This window comes from Nocardioides panacisoli, from assembly GCF_039537325.1.
GTDB classification, from domain to species: Bacteria; Actinomycetota; Actinomycetes; order Propionibacteriales; family Nocardioidaceae; genus Nocardioides; species Nocardioides panacisoli.
In genome coordinates, this window is the sequence record NZ_BAABAH010000010.1 from 75,554 (window position 1) to 91,141 (window position 15,588).

The 15,588-nt window shown below is 70.8% G+C and carries 15 protein-coding genes; 8 read left to right on the forward strand and 7 right to left on the reverse strand.

What is annotated here, in order from left to right:
- Positions 1-69: 69 nt before the first annotated feature.
- Genes ABD709_RS14120 through ABD709_RS14135 form a run of 4 tightly spaced genes read left to right on the forward strand, consistent with a single transcriptional unit; the run spans position 70 to position 5,226 of the window.
- Positions 70-3,822 carry a multifunctional oxoglutarate decarboxylase/oxoglutarate dehydrogenase thiamine pyrophosphate-binding subunit/dihydrolipoyllysine-residue succinyltransferase subunit gene (locus tag ABD709_RS14120; protein ID WP_344776469.1) on the forward strand — a complete coding sequence of 1,251 codons (3,753 nt, stop codon included), beginning with the start codon at positions 70-72 and terminating at the stop codon, positions 3,820-3,822.
- 10 nt (positions 3,823-3,832) lie between these two features.
- Complete coding sequence (locus ABD709_RS14125; protein ID WP_344776471.1) at positions 3,833-4,009, forward strand: DUF6104 family protein; 177 nt, start codon at positions 3,833-3,835, stop codon at positions 4,007-4,009.
- A gap of 21 nt (positions 4,010-4,030) precedes the next feature.
- Positions 4,031-4,618: a hypothetical protein gene (locus tag ABD709_RS14130; protein ID WP_344776473.1), complete on the forward strand. Its 588-nt coding sequence runs from the start codon at positions 4,031-4,033 to the stop codon at positions 4,616-4,618.
- Entirely contained in the window at positions 4,615-5,226 is a 612-nt protein-coding gene (locus ABD709_RS14135) for an acetoacetate decarboxylase family protein (protein WP_344776475.1), read from the forward strand. Before ABD709_RS14130 ends, ABD709_RS14135 begins: the two co-directional genes overlap by 4 nt.
- On the opposite strand, the gene ABD709_RS14140 is transcribed toward ABD709_RS14135, so the two are convergent.
- The 3 genes from ABD709_RS14140 to ABD709_RS14150 are packed head-to-tail and all read right to left on the reverse strand — an operon-like array spanning position 5,223 to position 7,792.
- On the reverse strand, positions 5,223-5,477 hold the full coding sequence (locus ABD709_RS14140) for a hypothetical protein (RefSeq protein ID WP_344776477.1): 255 nt from the start codon (positions 5,475-5,477) through the stop codon (positions 5,223-5,225). The two genes, ABD709_RS14135 and ABD709_RS14140, sit on opposite strands and share 4 nt — an antisense overlap.
- Before the next feature lie 23 nt (positions 5,478-5,500).
- Positions 5,501-6,619 carry a fatty acid desaturase family protein gene (locus ABD709_RS14145; RefSeq protein ID WP_344776479.1) on the reverse strand — a complete coding sequence of 373 codons (1,119 nt, stop codon included), beginning with the start codon at positions 6,617-6,619 and terminating at the stop codon, positions 5,501-5,503.
- 27 nt (positions 6,620-6,646) lie between these two features.
- Positions 6,647-7,792 (reverse strand): ferredoxin reductase, encoded by a 1,146-nt coding sequence (locus ABD709_RS14150; RefSeq protein ID WP_344776481.1) that lies wholly within the window; start codon positions 7,790-7,792, stop codon positions 6,647-6,649.
- A gap of 130 nt (positions 7,793-7,922) precedes the next feature.
- Here ABD709_RS14150 and ABD709_RS14155 point away from each other — a divergent pair, with 130 nt between their 5' ends.
- Both ABD709_RS14155 and ABD709_RS14160 read left to right on the forward strand, forming a co-directional pair.
- Positions 7,923-8,546, forward strand: coding sequence for a TetR family transcriptional regulator (locus ABD709_RS14155; protein WP_344776483.1), 624 nt, complete (start codon positions 7,923-7,925; stop codon positions 8,544-8,546).
- The gene (locus tag ABD709_RS14160) at positions 8,543-9,598 is read left to right on the forward strand and encodes an alpha/beta fold hydrolase (protein WP_344776485.1); all 1,056 of its coding nucleotides are present in this window, start codon (positions 8,543-8,545) and stop codon (positions 9,596-9,598) included. The genes ABD709_RS14155 and ABD709_RS14160 overlap by 4 nt, the downstream gene beginning before the upstream one ends.
- 49 nt (positions 9,599-9,647) lie before the next feature.
- On the opposite strand, the gene ABD709_RS14165 is transcribed toward ABD709_RS14160, so the two are convergent.
- From ABD709_RS14165 to ABD709_RS14180, 4 genes are all read right to left on the reverse strand, one after another.
- A complete protein-coding gene (locus ABD709_RS14165) occupies positions 9,648-11,153 on the reverse strand; it encodes an MDR family MFS transporter (RefSeq protein ID WP_344776487.1) in 1,506 nt (501 codons plus the stop codon).
- Between the two features lie 207 nt (positions 11,154-11,360).
- Positions 11,361-12,329, reverse strand: a complete 969-nt coding sequence (locus ABD709_RS14170) for a zinc-binding dehydrogenase (protein WP_344776489.1) — start codon at positions 12,327-12,329, stop codon at positions 11,361-11,363.
- Between the two features lie 32 nt (positions 12,330-12,361).
- A complete protein-coding gene (locus tag ABD709_RS14175) occupies positions 12,362-13,477 on the reverse strand; it encodes an NAD(P)-dependent malic enzyme (RefSeq protein WP_344776632.1) in 1,116 nt (371 codons plus the stop codon).
- A gap of 129 nt (positions 13,478-13,606) precedes the next feature.
- Entirely contained in the window at positions 13,607-13,903 is a 297-nt protein-coding gene (locus ABD709_RS14180) for a S24 family peptidase (RefSeq protein ID WP_344776491.1), read from the reverse strand.
- Positions 13,904-13,955: 52 nt separating this feature from the next.
- Here ABD709_RS14180 and sodN point away from each other — a divergent pair, with 52 nt between their 5' ends.
- Together sodN and ABD709_RS14190 are read left to right on the forward strand one after the other, a co-directional pair.
- A complete protein-coding gene (gene sodN, locus ABD709_RS14185; RefSeq protein WP_344776493.1) occupies positions 13,956-14,354 on the forward strand; it encodes a superoxide dismutase, Ni in 399 nt (132 codons plus the stop codon).
- A gap of 224 nt (positions 14,355-14,578) precedes the next feature.
- Complete coding sequence (locus ABD709_RS14190; RefSeq protein WP_344776495.1) at positions 14,579-15,475, forward strand: hypothetical protein; 897 nt, start codon at positions 14,579-14,581, stop codon at positions 15,473-15,475.
- Positions 15,476-15,588: the final 113 nt, after the last annotated feature.

The following is a 15,588-nucleotide window of genomic DNA, read 5'->3' on the forward strand; positions in this document are numbered from 1 at the left end:
CGTTGGGTCTAGCCTTTGGGGAGGTAAGTGGCGCCCCCATTCTTGAACCCGGAAGAGGCGAAGCAAGTCGTGCCGCAGTCGTCAGGCCAGCAGTCCACCACCCCCTCCACCAACGGCGGGCCACCGGCCGACAGCTTCGGCGCCAACGAGTGGCTCGTCGAGGAGATGAGGGAGCGGTTCCAGGCCGATCCCGGCAGCGTCGACGAGGCCTGGGCGACGTACTTCCGCGGCAGCTCCGGCAACGGTACGGCGACCGCCGCTCCCGCGGCTGCGAAGACCACCGCCGAGCCGAAGCGCGAGGCCCAGCCGAAGCCTGCCGCCGAGACCGAGCAGAAGGCCGCCAGCCGCCCGGTGCCCAAGGCCACGCCCGCCCCGCAGGTGAGCCCCGCGTCGCAGACCACGCCGAAGCCCGCCGCCGGCACCGACAAGCCCACCCCCAAGGACGCGCCGCGCCCGGTGCAGACCGAGGCGAAGGACGAGCCGACCTACACCGTGCTCCGCGGCATCCCGGCCGCGACCGCGAAGAACATGGACGTGTCGCTGACCGTCCCGACCGCGACGTCGGTGCGCGACATCCCGGTCAAGCTCCTGTGGGACAACCGGATCGTCATCAACTCCCACCTCCGCCGGGCGCGCGGCGGCAAGGTCTCCTTCACCCACATCATCGGCTACGCGATCATCCAGGCGCTCAAGGCGCTGCCGGCGATGAACAACTCCTTCACCGAGACCGACGGCAAGCCGACCATGGTCACGCCGGCGCACATCAACCTCGGCCTGGCGATCGACCAGCAGAAGCCGGACGGCAGCCGCCAGCTCGTGGCGCCGTCGATCAAGGCCTGCGAGACGATGGACTTCGCGGCGTTCTGGACGGCCTACGAGGAGATGATCCGCAAGGCCAAGGACAACAAGCTGTCCATGGACGACTACTCCGGCACGACGGTCAGCCTGACCAACGTCGGCGGTCTCGGGACGGTCCACTCCGTGCCGCGACTGATGGCCGGCCAGGCCGCGATCATCGGCGTGGGCGCCATGGAGTACCCCGCCGAGTGGCAGGGCGCCTCCGAGGTCGCGATCGCCCGCAACGGCGTCGGCAAGGTCATGACGATGACGTCGACCTACGACCACCGGGTGATCCAGGGTGCGCAGTCCGGCGAGTTCCTCCGCCGGGTGCACCAGCTGCTGCTCGGCGAGGACGGCTTCTACGACGACATCTTCCGGTCGCTGCGGATCCCCTACGAGCCGATCCGCTGGAACGCCGACGTCGCGACGTCCCACGACGACGAGATCGACAAGCAGGCCCGGATCCTCGAGCTGATCCACGCCTACCGCGTGCGCGGCCACCTGATGGCCGACACCGACCCGCTGGAGTACAAGCAGCGCTTCCACCCCGACCTGCGGGTGGAGACGCACGGCCTGACCCTGTGGGACCTCGACCGCGAGTTCCCCACCGGCGAGTTCGGCGGCGAGGGCCGGCGGTTCATGAAGCTGCGCCACATCCTCGGCATCCTGCGCGACTCCTACTGCCGCACCATCGGCATCGAGTACATGCACATCATGGATCCCGAGCAGCGCCGCTGGATCCAGGAGCGGGTCGAGCGCCCGCACACCAAGCCGCCCCGCGAGGAGCAGCTGCGGATCCTGCAGAAGCTGAACCAGGCCGAGGCCTTCGAGACCTTCCTGCAGACCAAGTTCGTCGGGCAGAAGCGGTTCTCGCTCGAGGGCGGCGAGACCACGATCCCGGTCGTCGACGAGATCTGCGAGGCCGCGGCCGAGGTCGGGCTCGACGAGGTGGCCATCGGCATGGCGCACCGCGGCCGGCTGAACGTGCTGGCCAACATCGTCGGCAAGAAGTACTCCCAGATCTTCCGGGAGTTCGAGGGCAACATCGACCCGCGCACCGTCCAGGGCTCGGGCGACGTGAAGTACCACCTGGGCGCCGAGGGCGAGTTCGTCGCGGGCAGCGGCGACAAGATCAAGGTGTCGGTCGCGGCGAACCCGTCGCACCTGGAGACCGTCGACCCGGTCCTCGAGGGCATCGCCCGGGCCAAGCAGGACGTGCTCGACCGCGGCACCGAGTTCCCGGTGCTCCCGCTGCTCCTGCACGGGGACGCGGCCTTCGCGGGCCAGGGCGTGGTCGCGGAGACCCTCAACCTCTCGCAGCTGCGCGGTTACCGCACCGGCGGCACCATCCACCTGGTCATCAACAACCAGGTCGGTTTCACGACCTCGCCGGGCGCGTCCCGCTCCACGCTCTACTGCACCGACGTCGCCCGGATGGTGCAGGCGCCGATCTTCCACGTCAACGGCGACGACCCCGAGGCGTGCATCCGGGTGGCGCGGCTCGCCTTCGAGTGGCGGCAGGCGTTCAACACCGACGTCGTGATCGACCTGGTCTGCTACCGCCGGCGCGGCCACAACGAGGGCGACGACCCGTCCTACACCCAGCCGCTGATGTACGACCTGATCGAGCAGAAGCGCTCGGTGCGCAAGCTCTACACCGAGTCCCTCATCGGTCGTGGCGACATCACGATCGAGGAGGCCGAGCAGGTCCTGCGCGACTACCAGGCGCAGCTGGAGCGGGTCTTCACCGAGGTCCGCGAGGCAGCCGACGAGACGCCGACCAGCTGGACCACCGTTCCGGACTACCCCGACAAGCCCGAGGGCGAGACCGTCACCGCCGTCCCCTTCGAGACCCTCAAGACGATCGCGGACGCCTACGTGTCGCCGCCGGACGGCTTCACGGTGCACCCGAAGGTGATGCCGCAGCTGCAGCGCCGGGCCGCTGCGATCACCGACGGCCCGATCGACTGGGGCACCGGCGAGATCCTCGCGTTCGGCGCGCTGCTGATGGACGGCCGTCCGGTCCGGCTCGCCGGCCAGGACTCGCGCCGCGGCACGTTCGTCCAGCGCTTCGCGACGATCATCGACCGGGTCAACGCCGACGAGTGGACTCCGCTGTCGAACCTCAGCGAGAACCAGGCCAAGTTCTTCATCTACGACAGCCTGCTCTCGGAGTACGCCGCGCTCGGCTTCGAGTACGGCTACTCGGTCGCGCGGCCCGAGGCGCTCGTCGCCTGGGAGGCGCAGTTCGGCGACTTCGTCAACGGCGCCCAGACCGTCATCGACGAGTACATCTCCGCCGGCAAGACCAAGTGGGGCCAGGACAGCGGGGTCGTGCTGCTCCTCCCCCACGGCTACGAGGGCCAGGGCCCCGACCACTCCTCCGCCCGGATCGAGCGGTTCATGGCGATGTGCGCCGACGAGGCCTGGGTCGTGGCCCAGCCGTCCACCCCGGCGTCGCACTTCCACCTGCTCCGACGGCACTCGCTCGGCGGCGAGCACAAGCCGCTGGTCGTGTTCACGCCGAAGTCGATGCTCAAGCGCAAGGAGGCGGCCTCGCAGCCGTCCGACTTCACCGAGGGCACCTTCCAGCCGCTCATCGCCGACTCGGCCGCGGACCCGGACTCGGTCGAGACGCTGCTGCTGTGCTCGGGCCGGATCACGTGGGACCTGATGGTCGAGCGCGGCAAGCGCGACAACGGCGCGTCGGTCGCGATCGCGCGGGTCGAGCAGCTCTACCCGCAGCCGGCCGAGGAGATCGCCGCGGAGATCGCGAAGTACCCGAACCTCAAGCGGGTCCGCTGGGTGCAGGACGAGCCGGCGAACATGGGCCCCTGGCCGTTCTACGGGCTCACCGTCTTCCCGGCGCTCGACAAGCCGGTCGAGCTGGTCTCGCGCGCGGCGTCCTCCTCTCCCTCGGTCGGCGTCGCCAAGCGCCACCTCGAGGAGCAGAAGGACCTCGTCGCGCGAGCCTTCGCCTGATCGGGGCCGCATGTACTTCACCGACCGCGGCATCGAGGAGCTCGAGCAGCGCCGGGGCGACGAGGAGGTCACCCTGGCGTGGGTCGGGGAGCGGCTCCAGGAGTTCGTCGACACCCACCCGGAGTTCGAGACCGCCGTCGAGCGGTTCGCGACCTGGCTGGCGCGGCTCGACGACCCCGAGGACTGATGCTGCCCTAGTGTCAGCCGCGTGAGCGATGCGGATGTCATCGAGTACGCCGCGTGGGGCGAGCTCTTCTTCGAGCGCGCGGTCACGGTCGAGCGGGTGCTCGCAGGGGTGAACGTGATGGCGGACCGGCCGATCGAGGTCGGGCCGCTCGGGGTCGGTCCTGGGCGGCTGGCGAAGGTGCACGCGAAGGGCCGGATCGGCATGGCGACCGGAGAGCGGGTCGGCACCCTTCCCCTGCGGTTCGCCGTCCTCGTCCCGGTGACCTTCCAGCTCGTCCTCGACCTCGGCATGGACAAGCAACGCTTCGACGCCGACGTCACCGTCCCGCTCCTGCTGACCGTGCACGGCCGCGCCGACCTCGCGATCGAGGTGGAGGTGGCCCCGCCGCGCACCGAGGACGTCGAGGTGCGCCTCAAGGCCCAGGGGCTGCGCGCCTCCCTGACCCAGGTCGCGGCAGGCGTCGACGGGGAGCTGCGCCGGTTCGTGGCGCGCTACGTCGCCAAGGAGGTCCAGAAACCGCACATCACGGCCGCACGGGTGATCGACGTGGCGGGCGCGATCGAGAAGGCGGCCGACAGCCTCGGCCCGAAGAGGGAGCAGCAGCCGTGACCGGACCGTCCTACCCGCCGGCGCCGTGGTGCATGGAGGGCTCGTTGTGGCTCTCGCTGTTCCGGCTGAGCGCCGACGCGGACGAGCGGCACCCGGCCGGGACCTACGGCGTCTGCCTGGTGTCGTACGTCGACCCGAGCCCGCTCACCTACTCCGAGCTGCTCGTGGCGCGCTACCTGCCGGAGGGTGAGCACAAGGGCGCCGTGAGCGTGGTCGACATCTGGGTCGACTCCCCCGCCTCGAAGGCCGGCGGCCGCGAGCTCTGGGCCATCCCGAAGGAGCTGTGCGACTTCGACCTCGAGTCGTCGTTCCGCGGCCCGCTCACCTCGACGCACTGGACCGCCACCGTCGATCGGCACCCGATCGTCGAGGCGAGCTTCAGCGACGTCTCACGAGCCGCGCCGCGGGTGCCGTTCAAGGGGAACGTGCACCAGCCCGGGATCGAGGACCACCCGGAGCCGGCCGACGTGGTCATGTCGGGCACCGCGAAGGCGCTCCCCTGCCGGGCGCGCTGGACCTTCGCCGCCGACGGGCCGCTCGCGTACCTGCGACCGGCCCGCCGGCTCGGCTCGTTCCGGATGGCGTCGTTCCGGCTGACGTTCGACTAGTCCGACTCGGCGCCGTCGGCGTCGGCGTCGACCGCCGACAGGTGCTCCTGCGAGGCGCGCCGCGAGGCGTCGCGGATCTCGAACACCTCGGTCGCGAACCCGCCGACGGCTCCGGCGATGTCCCCGATGGCCCGGGTGATGATCGTCGCCACCTCGCCGACGGCGGTCGCTGCCGCCTGCGCCGTCGCCTCGACGGCGTCCTTGGCGATCTCACCCTTGGTCAGGTGGTCGGGACCCTCGCGGTCGCTCATGTGGCCAGTGTCCCGCACCGGCCTCAGGCCGCCAACTGCGCGTCGGCCCGGACGTCGGCGGCCGGCTGCTTCGCCGTACGGCTGGGCAGCGCGAGGCGGCAGATCTTCGCGAAGACGCTGCCGAGCTGCTTGCGCAGCGGGCCGGTGTTGTACTGCAGCCCGTAGCGCTCGCAGATCTCGCGGACCTCGCCGGCGATCTCCGGGTAGCGGCGCGCCGGGATGTCCGGGAACAGGTGGTGCTCGATCTGGTGCGACAGGTTGCCGCTCATGATGTGGAACAGCTTGCTGCCGGTGATGTTGGCCGAGCCGAGCAGCTGCCGCAGGTACCACTGGCCGCGGCTCTCGTCCTCGGTCTCCTCGAGCGAGAACGTCGCGACGCCCGCCGGGAAGTGGCCGCAGAAGATGATGTTGAACGCCCAGATGTTGCGGACGATGTTGGCGGTGAAGTTCCCGGCGAACGTGAGCGGGAACAGCGGCCCGGTCAGCGCGGGGAACAGGACGTAGTCCTTGAGCACCTGCTTCTTCATCTTCTTCCACATCCGGGCCGCGATCTCCCGGTTCTCCGACCAGGTCCGCCGGCCGGCGACCAGCTCGTCGACCTCGAGGTCGTGCAGCGAGACGCCCCACTCGAAGAACGTCATCAGCAGGAAGGCGTAGACCGGGTTGCCGAGGTAGTACGGCCGCCACTCCTGGTCCTCGTCCATCCGCAGGATGCCGTAGCCGATGTCCCGGTCCTTCCCGACGATGTTGGTGTAGGTGTGGTGCATGTAGTTGTGGCCGTACTTCCAGTTCTCGCCCGGCGCCATCGTGTCCCAGTCGAACATCCGGGAGTTCAGGTGCGGGTCGCCCATCCAGTCGTACTGGCCGTGCATCACGTTGTGGCCGATCTCCATGTTGTCGAGGATCTTCGACAGGGAGAGGGCCGCGACCGCGAGCGGCCAGGCCGGGGGCAGGTAGAACAGCGCGCGGCCGGTCACCTCGAGGCTGCGTTGCCACTTGAGCACGCGCAGCAGGTAGTCGCGGTCGACGTCGCCGAGGTCGGCGAGGATCCGCTGGCGGATCGCGTCCATCTCGTTGCCGAACGACTCCAGCTGGTCGTCGGTGAGGCCGTGGTACGTCGTCGGTGCGTCGGTGACAGTCATGTCAGGCTCCTCGTTGTCGGGTGTCGGTCACAGGTCCACGGCGCAGTCGCCGACGGCCTGGTTGACGCAGATGCGGGTGTCCTCGTCGGTGGCGGTGGTCGTCTCGCCGGTGAGGACGTTGCGGACGGTGCCGTTGACCTTGCGCGTGCAGGAGAAGCAGATGCCCATCCGGCACCCGTACTCCGGCGTGAGACCGAGCTCCTCGGCCTGCTCCAGCAGGCTGGCGGCGGTGGTCGCGGTCGTCCTGCCGGACCGGGTGAAGCTGATCTCGCCCTCGACCAGCTCGCCGGCGGCCGCGGTGCGGGCGACGACGGGCTTGAAGAACTCCATCCGCAGCCGGGGCGAGATCTCCCCGTTCCCCAGCTCGTACGCCGAACGGACGAGCTCGACCAGCCCGGCCGGACCGCACAGCCAGGTGTCGGTGTCGCGGTGGTCGGGGACCAGGCGGCGCAGCTCGAACTCCGAGAAGAGCTGGTCGCCGTACCGAAGGTGCACCTCGGCGCCGTTGTCGGCGGCCGCGATCTCCGCGAGCTCCTCGGCGAAGATCTGGTCCTCGGGGCTGCGCGCGTAGTGGAGGAAGACCACCTTGCGGCCGACCTTCCCGTCGTAGCCGTCGCGCAGCAGGGTGCGCAGCATCGACATGGCCGGGGTGATCCCGGACCCGCCGGTGATGAACAGCAGCCGGTTGTTGGTCGGCGTCGCAGGGCTCTCGTTGAGGGTGAACTCGCCCTGCGCCTGGCTCAGGTGCAGCATCTGGCCGGGCTGCGCCTCGCGGACGAGGTACTTCGACAGCACCCCCTCCTCGTGCGCCCGGATGGTCAGGGTGATCTGCTCGCCCGGCAGCGATGCCGCCGAGGAGATGGAGAACGCGCGGGTGACCCGCTTGCCGCCGGGCATGTCGACGCCCACGAGGACGTGCTGGCCGGCGCGGTGGCCGCGCCAGGTGCTGGTGGGCTGGAGGGTCAGGGTCGCGACCGGCGCGGCGTCGGAGCCGGGGTTCTCCGGGCGGACGTCGACGACCCGGGCGCGCACCTCGTGGGCGGCCCACATCGGGTTGACCTGCTCCAGGTAGCGGTCCACGCCGTGCGGCGACGCCAGCGCCGCGGCGAGCCGCGAGCGCAGCAGCCGCTGGGCGAGACCGGCGCGCGGTGCGGCGGCATCGGTGATGGTCATGGGTGTCTCCTCGGTGCGAGGGAAGTTTGAGTGCACATTCGTACACTCATAGGTTTCCCACTCCCGGTGCCCGAGTCAACGGCTACCACGCGTGAGGGTGCACACATGTACTCCTGACTAGACTGGGTAGGTGACCGAGTCCCGCGTGGAGCGCAAGGAGCGCACCCGGCGCGCGATCCTCGACGCCGCGCTGGACCTCTGCGAGGACAGCACGCTGATGGCGCTGTCGCTGCGCCAGGTGGCCAAGGAGGTCGGCGTGGTGCCGACCGCCTTCTACCGCCACTTCGACTCCATCGAGCAGCTCGGCCTCGCGCTCGTCGAGGAGTCCTTCGTCAGCCTGCGCGCGATGATGCGCGACGTCCGCCGCCGCAACGACCCGGGGTTCCGCGAGGTGATCGACGGCTCGGTCGACGTGCTCGTCCGGCACGTCCGCCTCCAGGAGCGACAGTTCGCGTTCATCGCCCGCGAGCGGTTCGCCGGTCCCCCGGCCGTCCGCGAGGCGATCGCCCGGGAGATCGCGCTGTTCGAGCGCGAGCTCGCCACGGACCTGGCCCGGCTGCCCGGGACCGACACCTGGTCCGGGGACGACCTGCGCGTGGTGTCGAACCTGATCGTCAACGCGATGGTCGCCACCGTCGAGAACGTCCTGACCGCCCGACCCGGGTCCGACGCCGAGCGCCGGTTCGCCGACACGGCGCGCACGCAGCTGCGGATGCTGATGATCGGCGCGCTGAACTGGGACTCCACCCGATGAGCCGACGCGCCCGGCTGGCGACCGCCGCGCGGAACGCGTGGGCCATCTCGCCGCTCGGCTCCGGGATCGAGGGCTACGACGGCCTGCCGGCCGAGATCGTGTACGACGAGCCGCACCGCCAGCTGCGGCACCTCCTCCGCGACGCGCCGGCCACCAGGCCGCGCCCGGTCCTGCTGGTCCCCCCGCTGGCCGTGTCCACGCGCTGCTACGACCTGCGGCCCGGCCAGAGCCTCGCCGGCCACCTGCTCGACGCCGGCCGGGAGACCTACGTCGTCGACTACGGCGAGATCACGTTCGCCGACCGGGCGATGGGCTTCGAGGACTGGATCGACGACATCATCCCGACAGCGGTCCGCACCGTCTCCGCGGCGCACGAGGACGAGCCGGTCGACGTCGTCGCCTGGTCGCTCGGCGGCACCATGAGCCTGCTCACCGCCGCCACCCATCCCGACCTGCCGCTCGGGTCCCTGACCGCCTTCGGGACCCCGATCGACTACAGCCTGGTCCCGGCCGTGCAGCCGATCGCCGCCGCCGACCGGATGCTCGGCACCCGCGCCGCCACGGCGCCGACCGCCGCACTGGGCGGCGTGCCGAGCCGCCTGGTCCGCACCAGCTACCGCGCCATGGCGCTGCGACGCGAGGTGACCAAGGCCGCGCACCTCGCGCGCAACATCCTCGACGCGGAGGCGCTCGCCCGGACCGAGGCCGTCGACCGGTTCATCGACTCGATGCCCGGCTACCCCGGGCGGGCCTACCACCAGATCCACGCCCGCCTGATCGCGCGCAACGAGCTGGCGTCGGGCACCGTGCACCTGTCCTCCGAGCGCGCCGTCCGGCTCGCCGACGTCAGTGCCCCGGTGCTCTTCATCGGCAGCCGCACCGACAACATCGCCAACGGTCCCGCCGTCGCCGCCGGCACCACGGTGGTCCCCGGCGCCCGCTACTGGTCCGCCGACGGCCTGAGCCACCTGGGCCTGGTCGCCGGAGTCCGCGCCCCCGACCTCAGCTGGCCGCTCCTCGACGAGTTCCTCGACGGCCTCGACGAGGCCTGAGAGCGCCGAGTCGGCTCATCGAGAGATGAGCCGACTCGGCGCGCGTTCCTCAGTGGCCGACGTGCGGGTCCGCGGGCTCGACCCGTGCGGGCAGCAGCAGGGCCATCGCCACGACGATCAGGCCGATGCCGGCCGAGGCCAGCAGTGCCCACTGCATGCCGCCGACGAACGCCTCGTCGATCGACGACCCGGACTCGAGCAGACCGGCGGACCGGTTGGTCTCGATCACGACCAGCAGCGCGGTGCCGACGGCGCCGGCCACCTGCTGCAGGGTGCCGAGCAGCGAGCTTCCGTGGGAGTAGAGCTCGGGCGGGAGGTCACCGAGGCCCAGCGAGAACACCGGGGTGAAGATCGCGGCGAGGCTCGTCATCAGGAGGACGTGCATGAGGACGATCAGCGCGTAGGGGGTGGTCGTGGTGACCTGGCTGAGGCCGACGAGCATCGCGACCATCCCGATCGAGCCGGGGATCACCAGCGGCCGCGACCCGAACCGGTCGTAGAGCTTGCCGACCTGCGGGCCGAGCAGCCCCATCGCCAGGCCGCCGGGCATGACCACCAGGCCGCACTCGAGGGGCGACAGGCCGCGGACGCCCTGCAGGTAGAGCGGCAGCAGCAGCATCGAGCCGAAGAACCCCATGAACGCGGCCGCCATCAGGACCAGCGACGTGCGGTAGGTGCTGTGCGTCAGCGTCCGCAGGTCGAGCAGCGGCGTGCCGGAGCGCTGGAGCCGGATCTGGTTGGCAGCGAAGACCGCGACCAGCAGCACGCCGGCTCCGATGATCAGGGTCGGCTCCTGCCAGGCGGCGTGGCCGATCTTGCTCAGGCCGTAGACGAGGCCGCCGAAGCCGCTGGCCGCCAGCACCACGCTGACCCAGCTCACCGACGTCACCTTGGTCTCGCCGACGTTCTCGACGAGGCGGAAGCCGAAGTAGCCCACCAGCATCGCGATCGGCAGCACCACCGCGAAGATCAGCCGCCACGAGCCGAGCTGCAGCACCAGTCCGGAGACGGCCGGGCCGAGCGCCGGCGCGACCGACATCGCGAGCGTCACGTTGCCCATGACCCGACCGCGGTCGTGGGGCGGCACGACGGTCATCAGGGTGGTCATGAGCAGCGGCATCATCACCGCGGTGCCGGAGGCCTGGATCATCCGCCCGACCAGGAGCACGCCGAAGGCCGGCGCCACGGCGGCGACCAGGGTGCCCGTGCAGAACGTGATCATCGCGGCGGCGTACGCCGTCCGCGTGCTGACCCGCTGCAGGAACCAGCCGGTCAGCGGGATGACCGCCGCCATCGTCAGCATGAAGATCGTGGTGACCCACTGGGCGGAGGAGTCGGTGATGCCGAAGTGCTCCTTGAGCCGCGGGATCGCGTTGATCGTGATCGTCTCGTTGAGGATCACGACGAAGGTCGCGGCAACCAGCAGCTTGACGACGAGCGGCGTGCGGCCCGTGGCCTCCGCCTCCGGGGCGAACTCCTCCTCGAACGCGGCGAGCTCGCCCGGCACGACCGGGTCGAGCTCCTCGACCGGTCCGGTCTCGTGGGGCGCAGTCATCTCAGGTCCTAACGGTGGTCGGGTGCAGGAGCCGGCCGGGGCGGCGGTTCCGCTTCTCGTCTGTACGACGAAGCGGGTTCGCCTGTTACGACACTGCGCCGCGATGTTTTTCATCGGACGCGTCGTCGCAACCTCACGACGTACCGAATCCTTCCCGAAGCCACCGACAACGGCGACCGAGTTTCGGGCAGGAGAGCCTCCCTGCGCTCAGCGGGTGAAGACGATCTTGCCGAACACGTCGCCCTCAGCCAGGGCGGCGAAGCCGTCGCGCGCCTGGTCCATGGGGAGGGTGCGGTCGAGCAGCGGCCGGACGCCGGTGGCGTCGAGCATGGTGACCAGGGACGCGAGCTCGTCGCGGGTGCCCATCGTCGAGCCGATCACGCTCAGCTGCAGGAAGAAGATGTGCGAGAGCATCGCGTCGTCGAGCTTCGGACCCGAGGTCGTCCCGGAGATGACGAGCTTGCCGCCGGGGCGCAGGGACCGGATCGAGTGCGCCCAGGTCGCGCGGCCGACGGTCTCCATGACCGCGTCGACCTTGGCGGGCAGCCGCTCGCCGGACTCGTAGACCTCGTGTGCGCCGAGCTCGAGCGCCTTGGCGCGCTTGGCCTCGTCGCGGCTGGTGGCGAGCACCCGCAGCCCCCCGGCACGGCCCAGCGCGATCAGCGCCGTCGCCACGCCGCCGCCCGCGCCCTGCACGAGCACGGTGTCGCCGGCCTTGAGCCCGCCCTGGGTGAAGAGCATCCGGTAGGCCGTGAGCCAGGCGGTCGGCAGGCACGCTGCCTCCTCGAACGACAGCGAGGCGGGCTTGGGGACGATGTTGCTGCGGGGTACGGCGACCCGCTCGGCGAAGGTCCCCGGGTGGCGCTCGGAGAGCAGCGACCGGCGCGGGTCGAAGGTCTCGTCGCCGCGCCAGTCCGGGCTCGAGACCACCGCGTGGACGACCACCTCGTTGCCGTCCTCGTCGTGACCCGCGGCGTCGCAGCCGAGGATCATCGGGAGGGCCTCCTCCTTGAGCCCGACACCGCGCAGCGACCAGAGGTCGTGGTGGTTGAGCGAGGCGGCCTTGACGGTGACCGTCGTCCAGCCGTCCGGCACCTCCGGCTCGGGCTGCTCCCCGAGCACCAGGCCGCTCAGGGGGTCGTCGGAGCTGAAGGACTCGGCGAAGACGGCGAACATACGGCCAACCTACCGAGACCGCAGGGCGGTCCTCAGACCCGGGCCACGCCGTCCCGGCGGGCGGCCTCGGCGACGGCCGCGGCGACCGCCGGGCCGACCCGGGGGTCGAACGGGGAGGGGATCACCAGCTCCTCGGTCAGGTCGTCGCCGACCAGGGCCGCGAGCGCGTTCGCGGCGGCGAGCTTCATGCCCTCGGTGATCGCGGTGGCGTGCACGTCGAACGCGCCGCGGAAGATGCCCGGGAACGCCAGCACGTTGTTGATCTGGTTCGGGAAGTCCGACCGCCCCGTCGCGACCACCCGGGCGTGCCGGTGCGCAACCTCGGGGTGCACCTCGGGGTTGGGGTTCGCCATCGCGAAGATCAGTGCGTCGTCGGCCATCGTGGCGACGATCTCCTCGGGGATCGTGCCGCCGGACACGCCGATGTAGACGTCCGAGCCGGCGAACGCGTCGGCGAGCGTCCCCGAGCGGCCGGTCCGGTCCGCTGTCAGCTCGGCGAGCGCCTTCTTGACCGGCGTCAGGTCGGAGCGGTCGGAGCTCACGACGCCCTTGCGGTCGGTCACGACCAGGTCCTTGACGCCCGCCTCGAGCAGGATCTTCGCGATCGCGACACCCGCGGCGCCGGCGCCGGAGATGACGACCCGCGTCGACTCCGGGTTGCGGCCGGTCAGGCGCAGCGCGTTCTGCAGCGCAGCCAGGGTGACGACCGCGGTGCCGTGCTGGTCGTCGTGGAAGACGGGGATGTCGAGCCGCTCCTTGAGACGGTCCTCGATCTCGAAGCACCGCGGAGCCGAGATGTCCTCGAGGTTGATGCCGCCGAAGCTCGGCGCCAGCCGCACGACGGTCTCGATGATCTCGTCGACGTCGGTGGTCGCCAGACAGATAGGCACCCCGTCGACGCCGCCGAACTGCTTGAACAGGACGGCCTTGCCCTCCATCACGGGCATCGCCGCCGCCGGGCCGATGTCGCCGAGGCCGAGCACCGCGGTCCCGTCGGTGACGATCGCGACCGTGTTCGGGACCCACGTGTAGTGGCGGGTGTAGGACGGGTCCTCGGCGATCGCCTCGCACACCTGGGCGACGCCCGGGGTGTAGGCGAGCGAGAGGTCCTCCTTGTTGGAGAGTCCTACGGTCGCGACGGTCTCCATCTTGCCGCCGAGGTGCAGGTCGAAGACCGGCTCACCAGCGCGTGGATGGGGGGAAGGATCTGCGGCCACAACTGCGGATCCTCCCACACAGCGCTTCCGAGGGTCTCCCGGTGAGACGGATGAGCCGGGTCACAGACGGCGTCGCGGCCGCGGCCACACCCGCCCGACGACCACACCGAGCACGTCGTCCGGAGCGACCGGCCCGCGGTGCCGCGAGTCCGTCCCCACGGGGGCGGCGTCCCCGAGCAGCCACCATCCCGTCGTACGCCGCTCGACCGCACGCTTCACGACGACTGCGCCGTCGGCGAACCGGGCCACGACCACCCGGCCGGGTGCGACCGCCGCGCCGTACCGCACCAGCAGCCGGTCCCCCGGCTCCAGGGTCGGCCGCATCGAGTCGCCCCGCACGACCGCGAACCCCAGCACGCCGAGTAGTGTCGCAGTGAAACCCGAACCGACCCCACCAGAGAGGACCCGCATGTTCTCGCGACTCTTCGCTCCCACCATCGAGGTCTCCGCTCACTGCGACCTGCCGTGCGGCGTCTACGACCCGGCCCAGGCCCGGATCGAGGCCGAGTCGGTCAAGGCGATCATCGCCAAGGCGCTCGACAGCGACGACCCGGACTTCCGCACGCGTGCCGTCCTGATCAAGGAGCAGCGCTCGGAGCTCGTCAAGCACCACCTGTGGGTGCTGTGGACCGACTACTTCAAGCCGCCGCACTTCGAGAAGTACCCACAGCTGCACACCCTCGTGAACGAGGCCACCAAGCTCGCCGGCGCGTCCGGCACCAAGGGCTCCCTCGACGCGGACGTCGCGGACCAGCTGCTCGCGAAGATCGACGAGATCGCCGAGATCTTCTGGGAGACCAAGAAGTGAGCCAGCAGGGCTGAGCGACGGAGTTGGGACCAAGGTCCCGACTTTCAAGATTTTGCGGAACGCCGCGTCACCCGCCGGGTGGCGCGGCGTTCTCCATTCCGAGGACACCGACCGAGCCCGTGGGTACCGTGCCGGGGGGCGTCAACGGCGTCCGATTCATCACACACCGGGCCGCAGTGCTGGGGGGAACCCGCGGTGCGCCGGATCTATGGAGGGAGATCGCGATGCATCGCGCTCTGATCAGGATGTTCGTCGCCCTGGCGCTCGCCGCCGGGCTGTCGTTCGCGGTGGTCGGCACGACCGCCGGAAACGCCTCGGCCGCGCAGCCCGCTGCGCGTGCGGCAGGCAGCTGCACCACCGAGCAGTCGAACTACAACGCGGCGCTGGCCCACAAGCACGCCGTCAAGCACAAGCTCAAGAAGGCCAAGCACGCCCTCAAGCAGGCGAAGCGCCACCACAACAAGGCGAAGGTCCGCCACCTGCGCAAGAAGGTCCACCGGCTCTACCACCGGCTGCAGTCCGCCGAGACCAAGGCCGAGAAGGCCCGCGCGGCGCTCAACACCTGCAAGGCCGGCGGTGGCACCTCCAGCCCGATCCAGACCCTGTGCGACTCCGGTGTCCCGCAGCCCGTCTGCGACGCCCTCGCCGGTCTCGCCGGTGGCGGCCTGCCGAGCGACGTCTCGCTCGACACCCTCTGCACCCAGGTGCCGCAGGCCCAGCCGCTCTGCGACGCTGCTGCCGGCAGCGGCCTGCCGACCGACCCGTCGGCGCTGACCGGCCTGCTCGGCCAGATCCCCGGCCTGCCCGGCGGCGGCCTGCCGTCGGACTTCACGTCGATCCAGACGTTGTGCGACTCGGGCGTCCCGCAGGCGGTGTGCGACGGTCTCGCCGGTGCCGCCGGCGGCGGCCTCCCGAGCGACCTGTCGCTGCAGCAGCTGTGCGACGCGGTCTCGCAGGCCCAGCCCCTGTGCGACGCGGCCAACGGCGGCACCCTGCCGACCGACCCGAGCGCCCTCACCGACCTGCTCGGTCCGATCCTGGACCTGCTCGGCCTGGGTGACATCCTCGGCGGCGGCCTGCCGCTGCCGGCCCCGAGCGGACGTCACGCGGCAGCAGCCTGACCTGCTCTCCAGCACCACCGGTGGCCGCGTCCCGCAAGGGGCGCGGCCACCGTGCTTGTGTGGCTGGGGCTGTTGTTGCCCACGGTGCGTGTTCCTGCAGAAGCACCCCACGG

What these genes read in the sequence shown, in the direction of transcription:
- ABD709_RS14125 (WP_344776471.1), top strand. Translation starts at nt 3,833, where the DNA reads ATGTACTTCACCGACCGCGGCATCGAGGAGCTCGAGCAGCGCCGGGGC.
- ABD709_RS14140 (WP_344776477.1), bottom strand. Translation starts at nt 5,477, where the DNA reads ATGAGCGACCGCGAGGGTCCCGACCACCTGACCAAGGGTGAGATCGCC.
- ABD709_RS14145 (WP_344776479.1), bottom strand. Translation starts at nt 6,619, where the DNA reads ATGACTGTCACCGACGCACCGACGACGTACCACGGCCTCACCGACGAC.
- ABD709_RS14150 (WP_344776481.1), bottom strand. Translation starts at nt 7,792, where the DNA reads ATGACCATCACCGATGCCGCCGCACCGCGCGCCGGTCTCGCCCAGCGG.
- ABD709_RS14160 (WP_344776485.1), top strand. Translation starts at nt 8,543, where the DNA reads ATGAGCCGACGCGCCCGGCTGGCGACCGCCGCGCGGAACGCGTGGGCC.
- ABD709_RS14165 (WP_344776487.1), bottom strand. Translation starts at nt 11,153, where the DNA reads ATGACTGCGCCCCACGAGACCGGACCGGTCGAGGAGCTCGACCCGGTC.
- ABD709_RS14170 (WP_344776489.1), bottom strand. Translation starts at nt 12,329, where the DNA reads ATGTTCGCCGTCTTCGCCGAGTCCTTCAGCTCCGACGACCCCCTGAGC.
- ABD709_RS14175 (WP_344776632.1), bottom strand. Translation starts at nt 13,477, where the DNA reads ATGGAGACCGTCGCGACCGTAGGACTCTCCAACAAGGAGGACCTCTCG.
- sodN (WP_344776493.1), top strand. Translation starts at nt 13,956, where the DNA reads ATGTTCTCGCGACTCTTCGCTCCCACCATCGAGGTCTCCGCTCACTGC.
- ABD709_RS14190 (WP_344776495.1), top strand. Translation starts at nt 14,579, where the DNA reads ATGCATCGCGCTCTGATCAGGATGTTCGTCGCCCTGGCGCTCGCCGCC.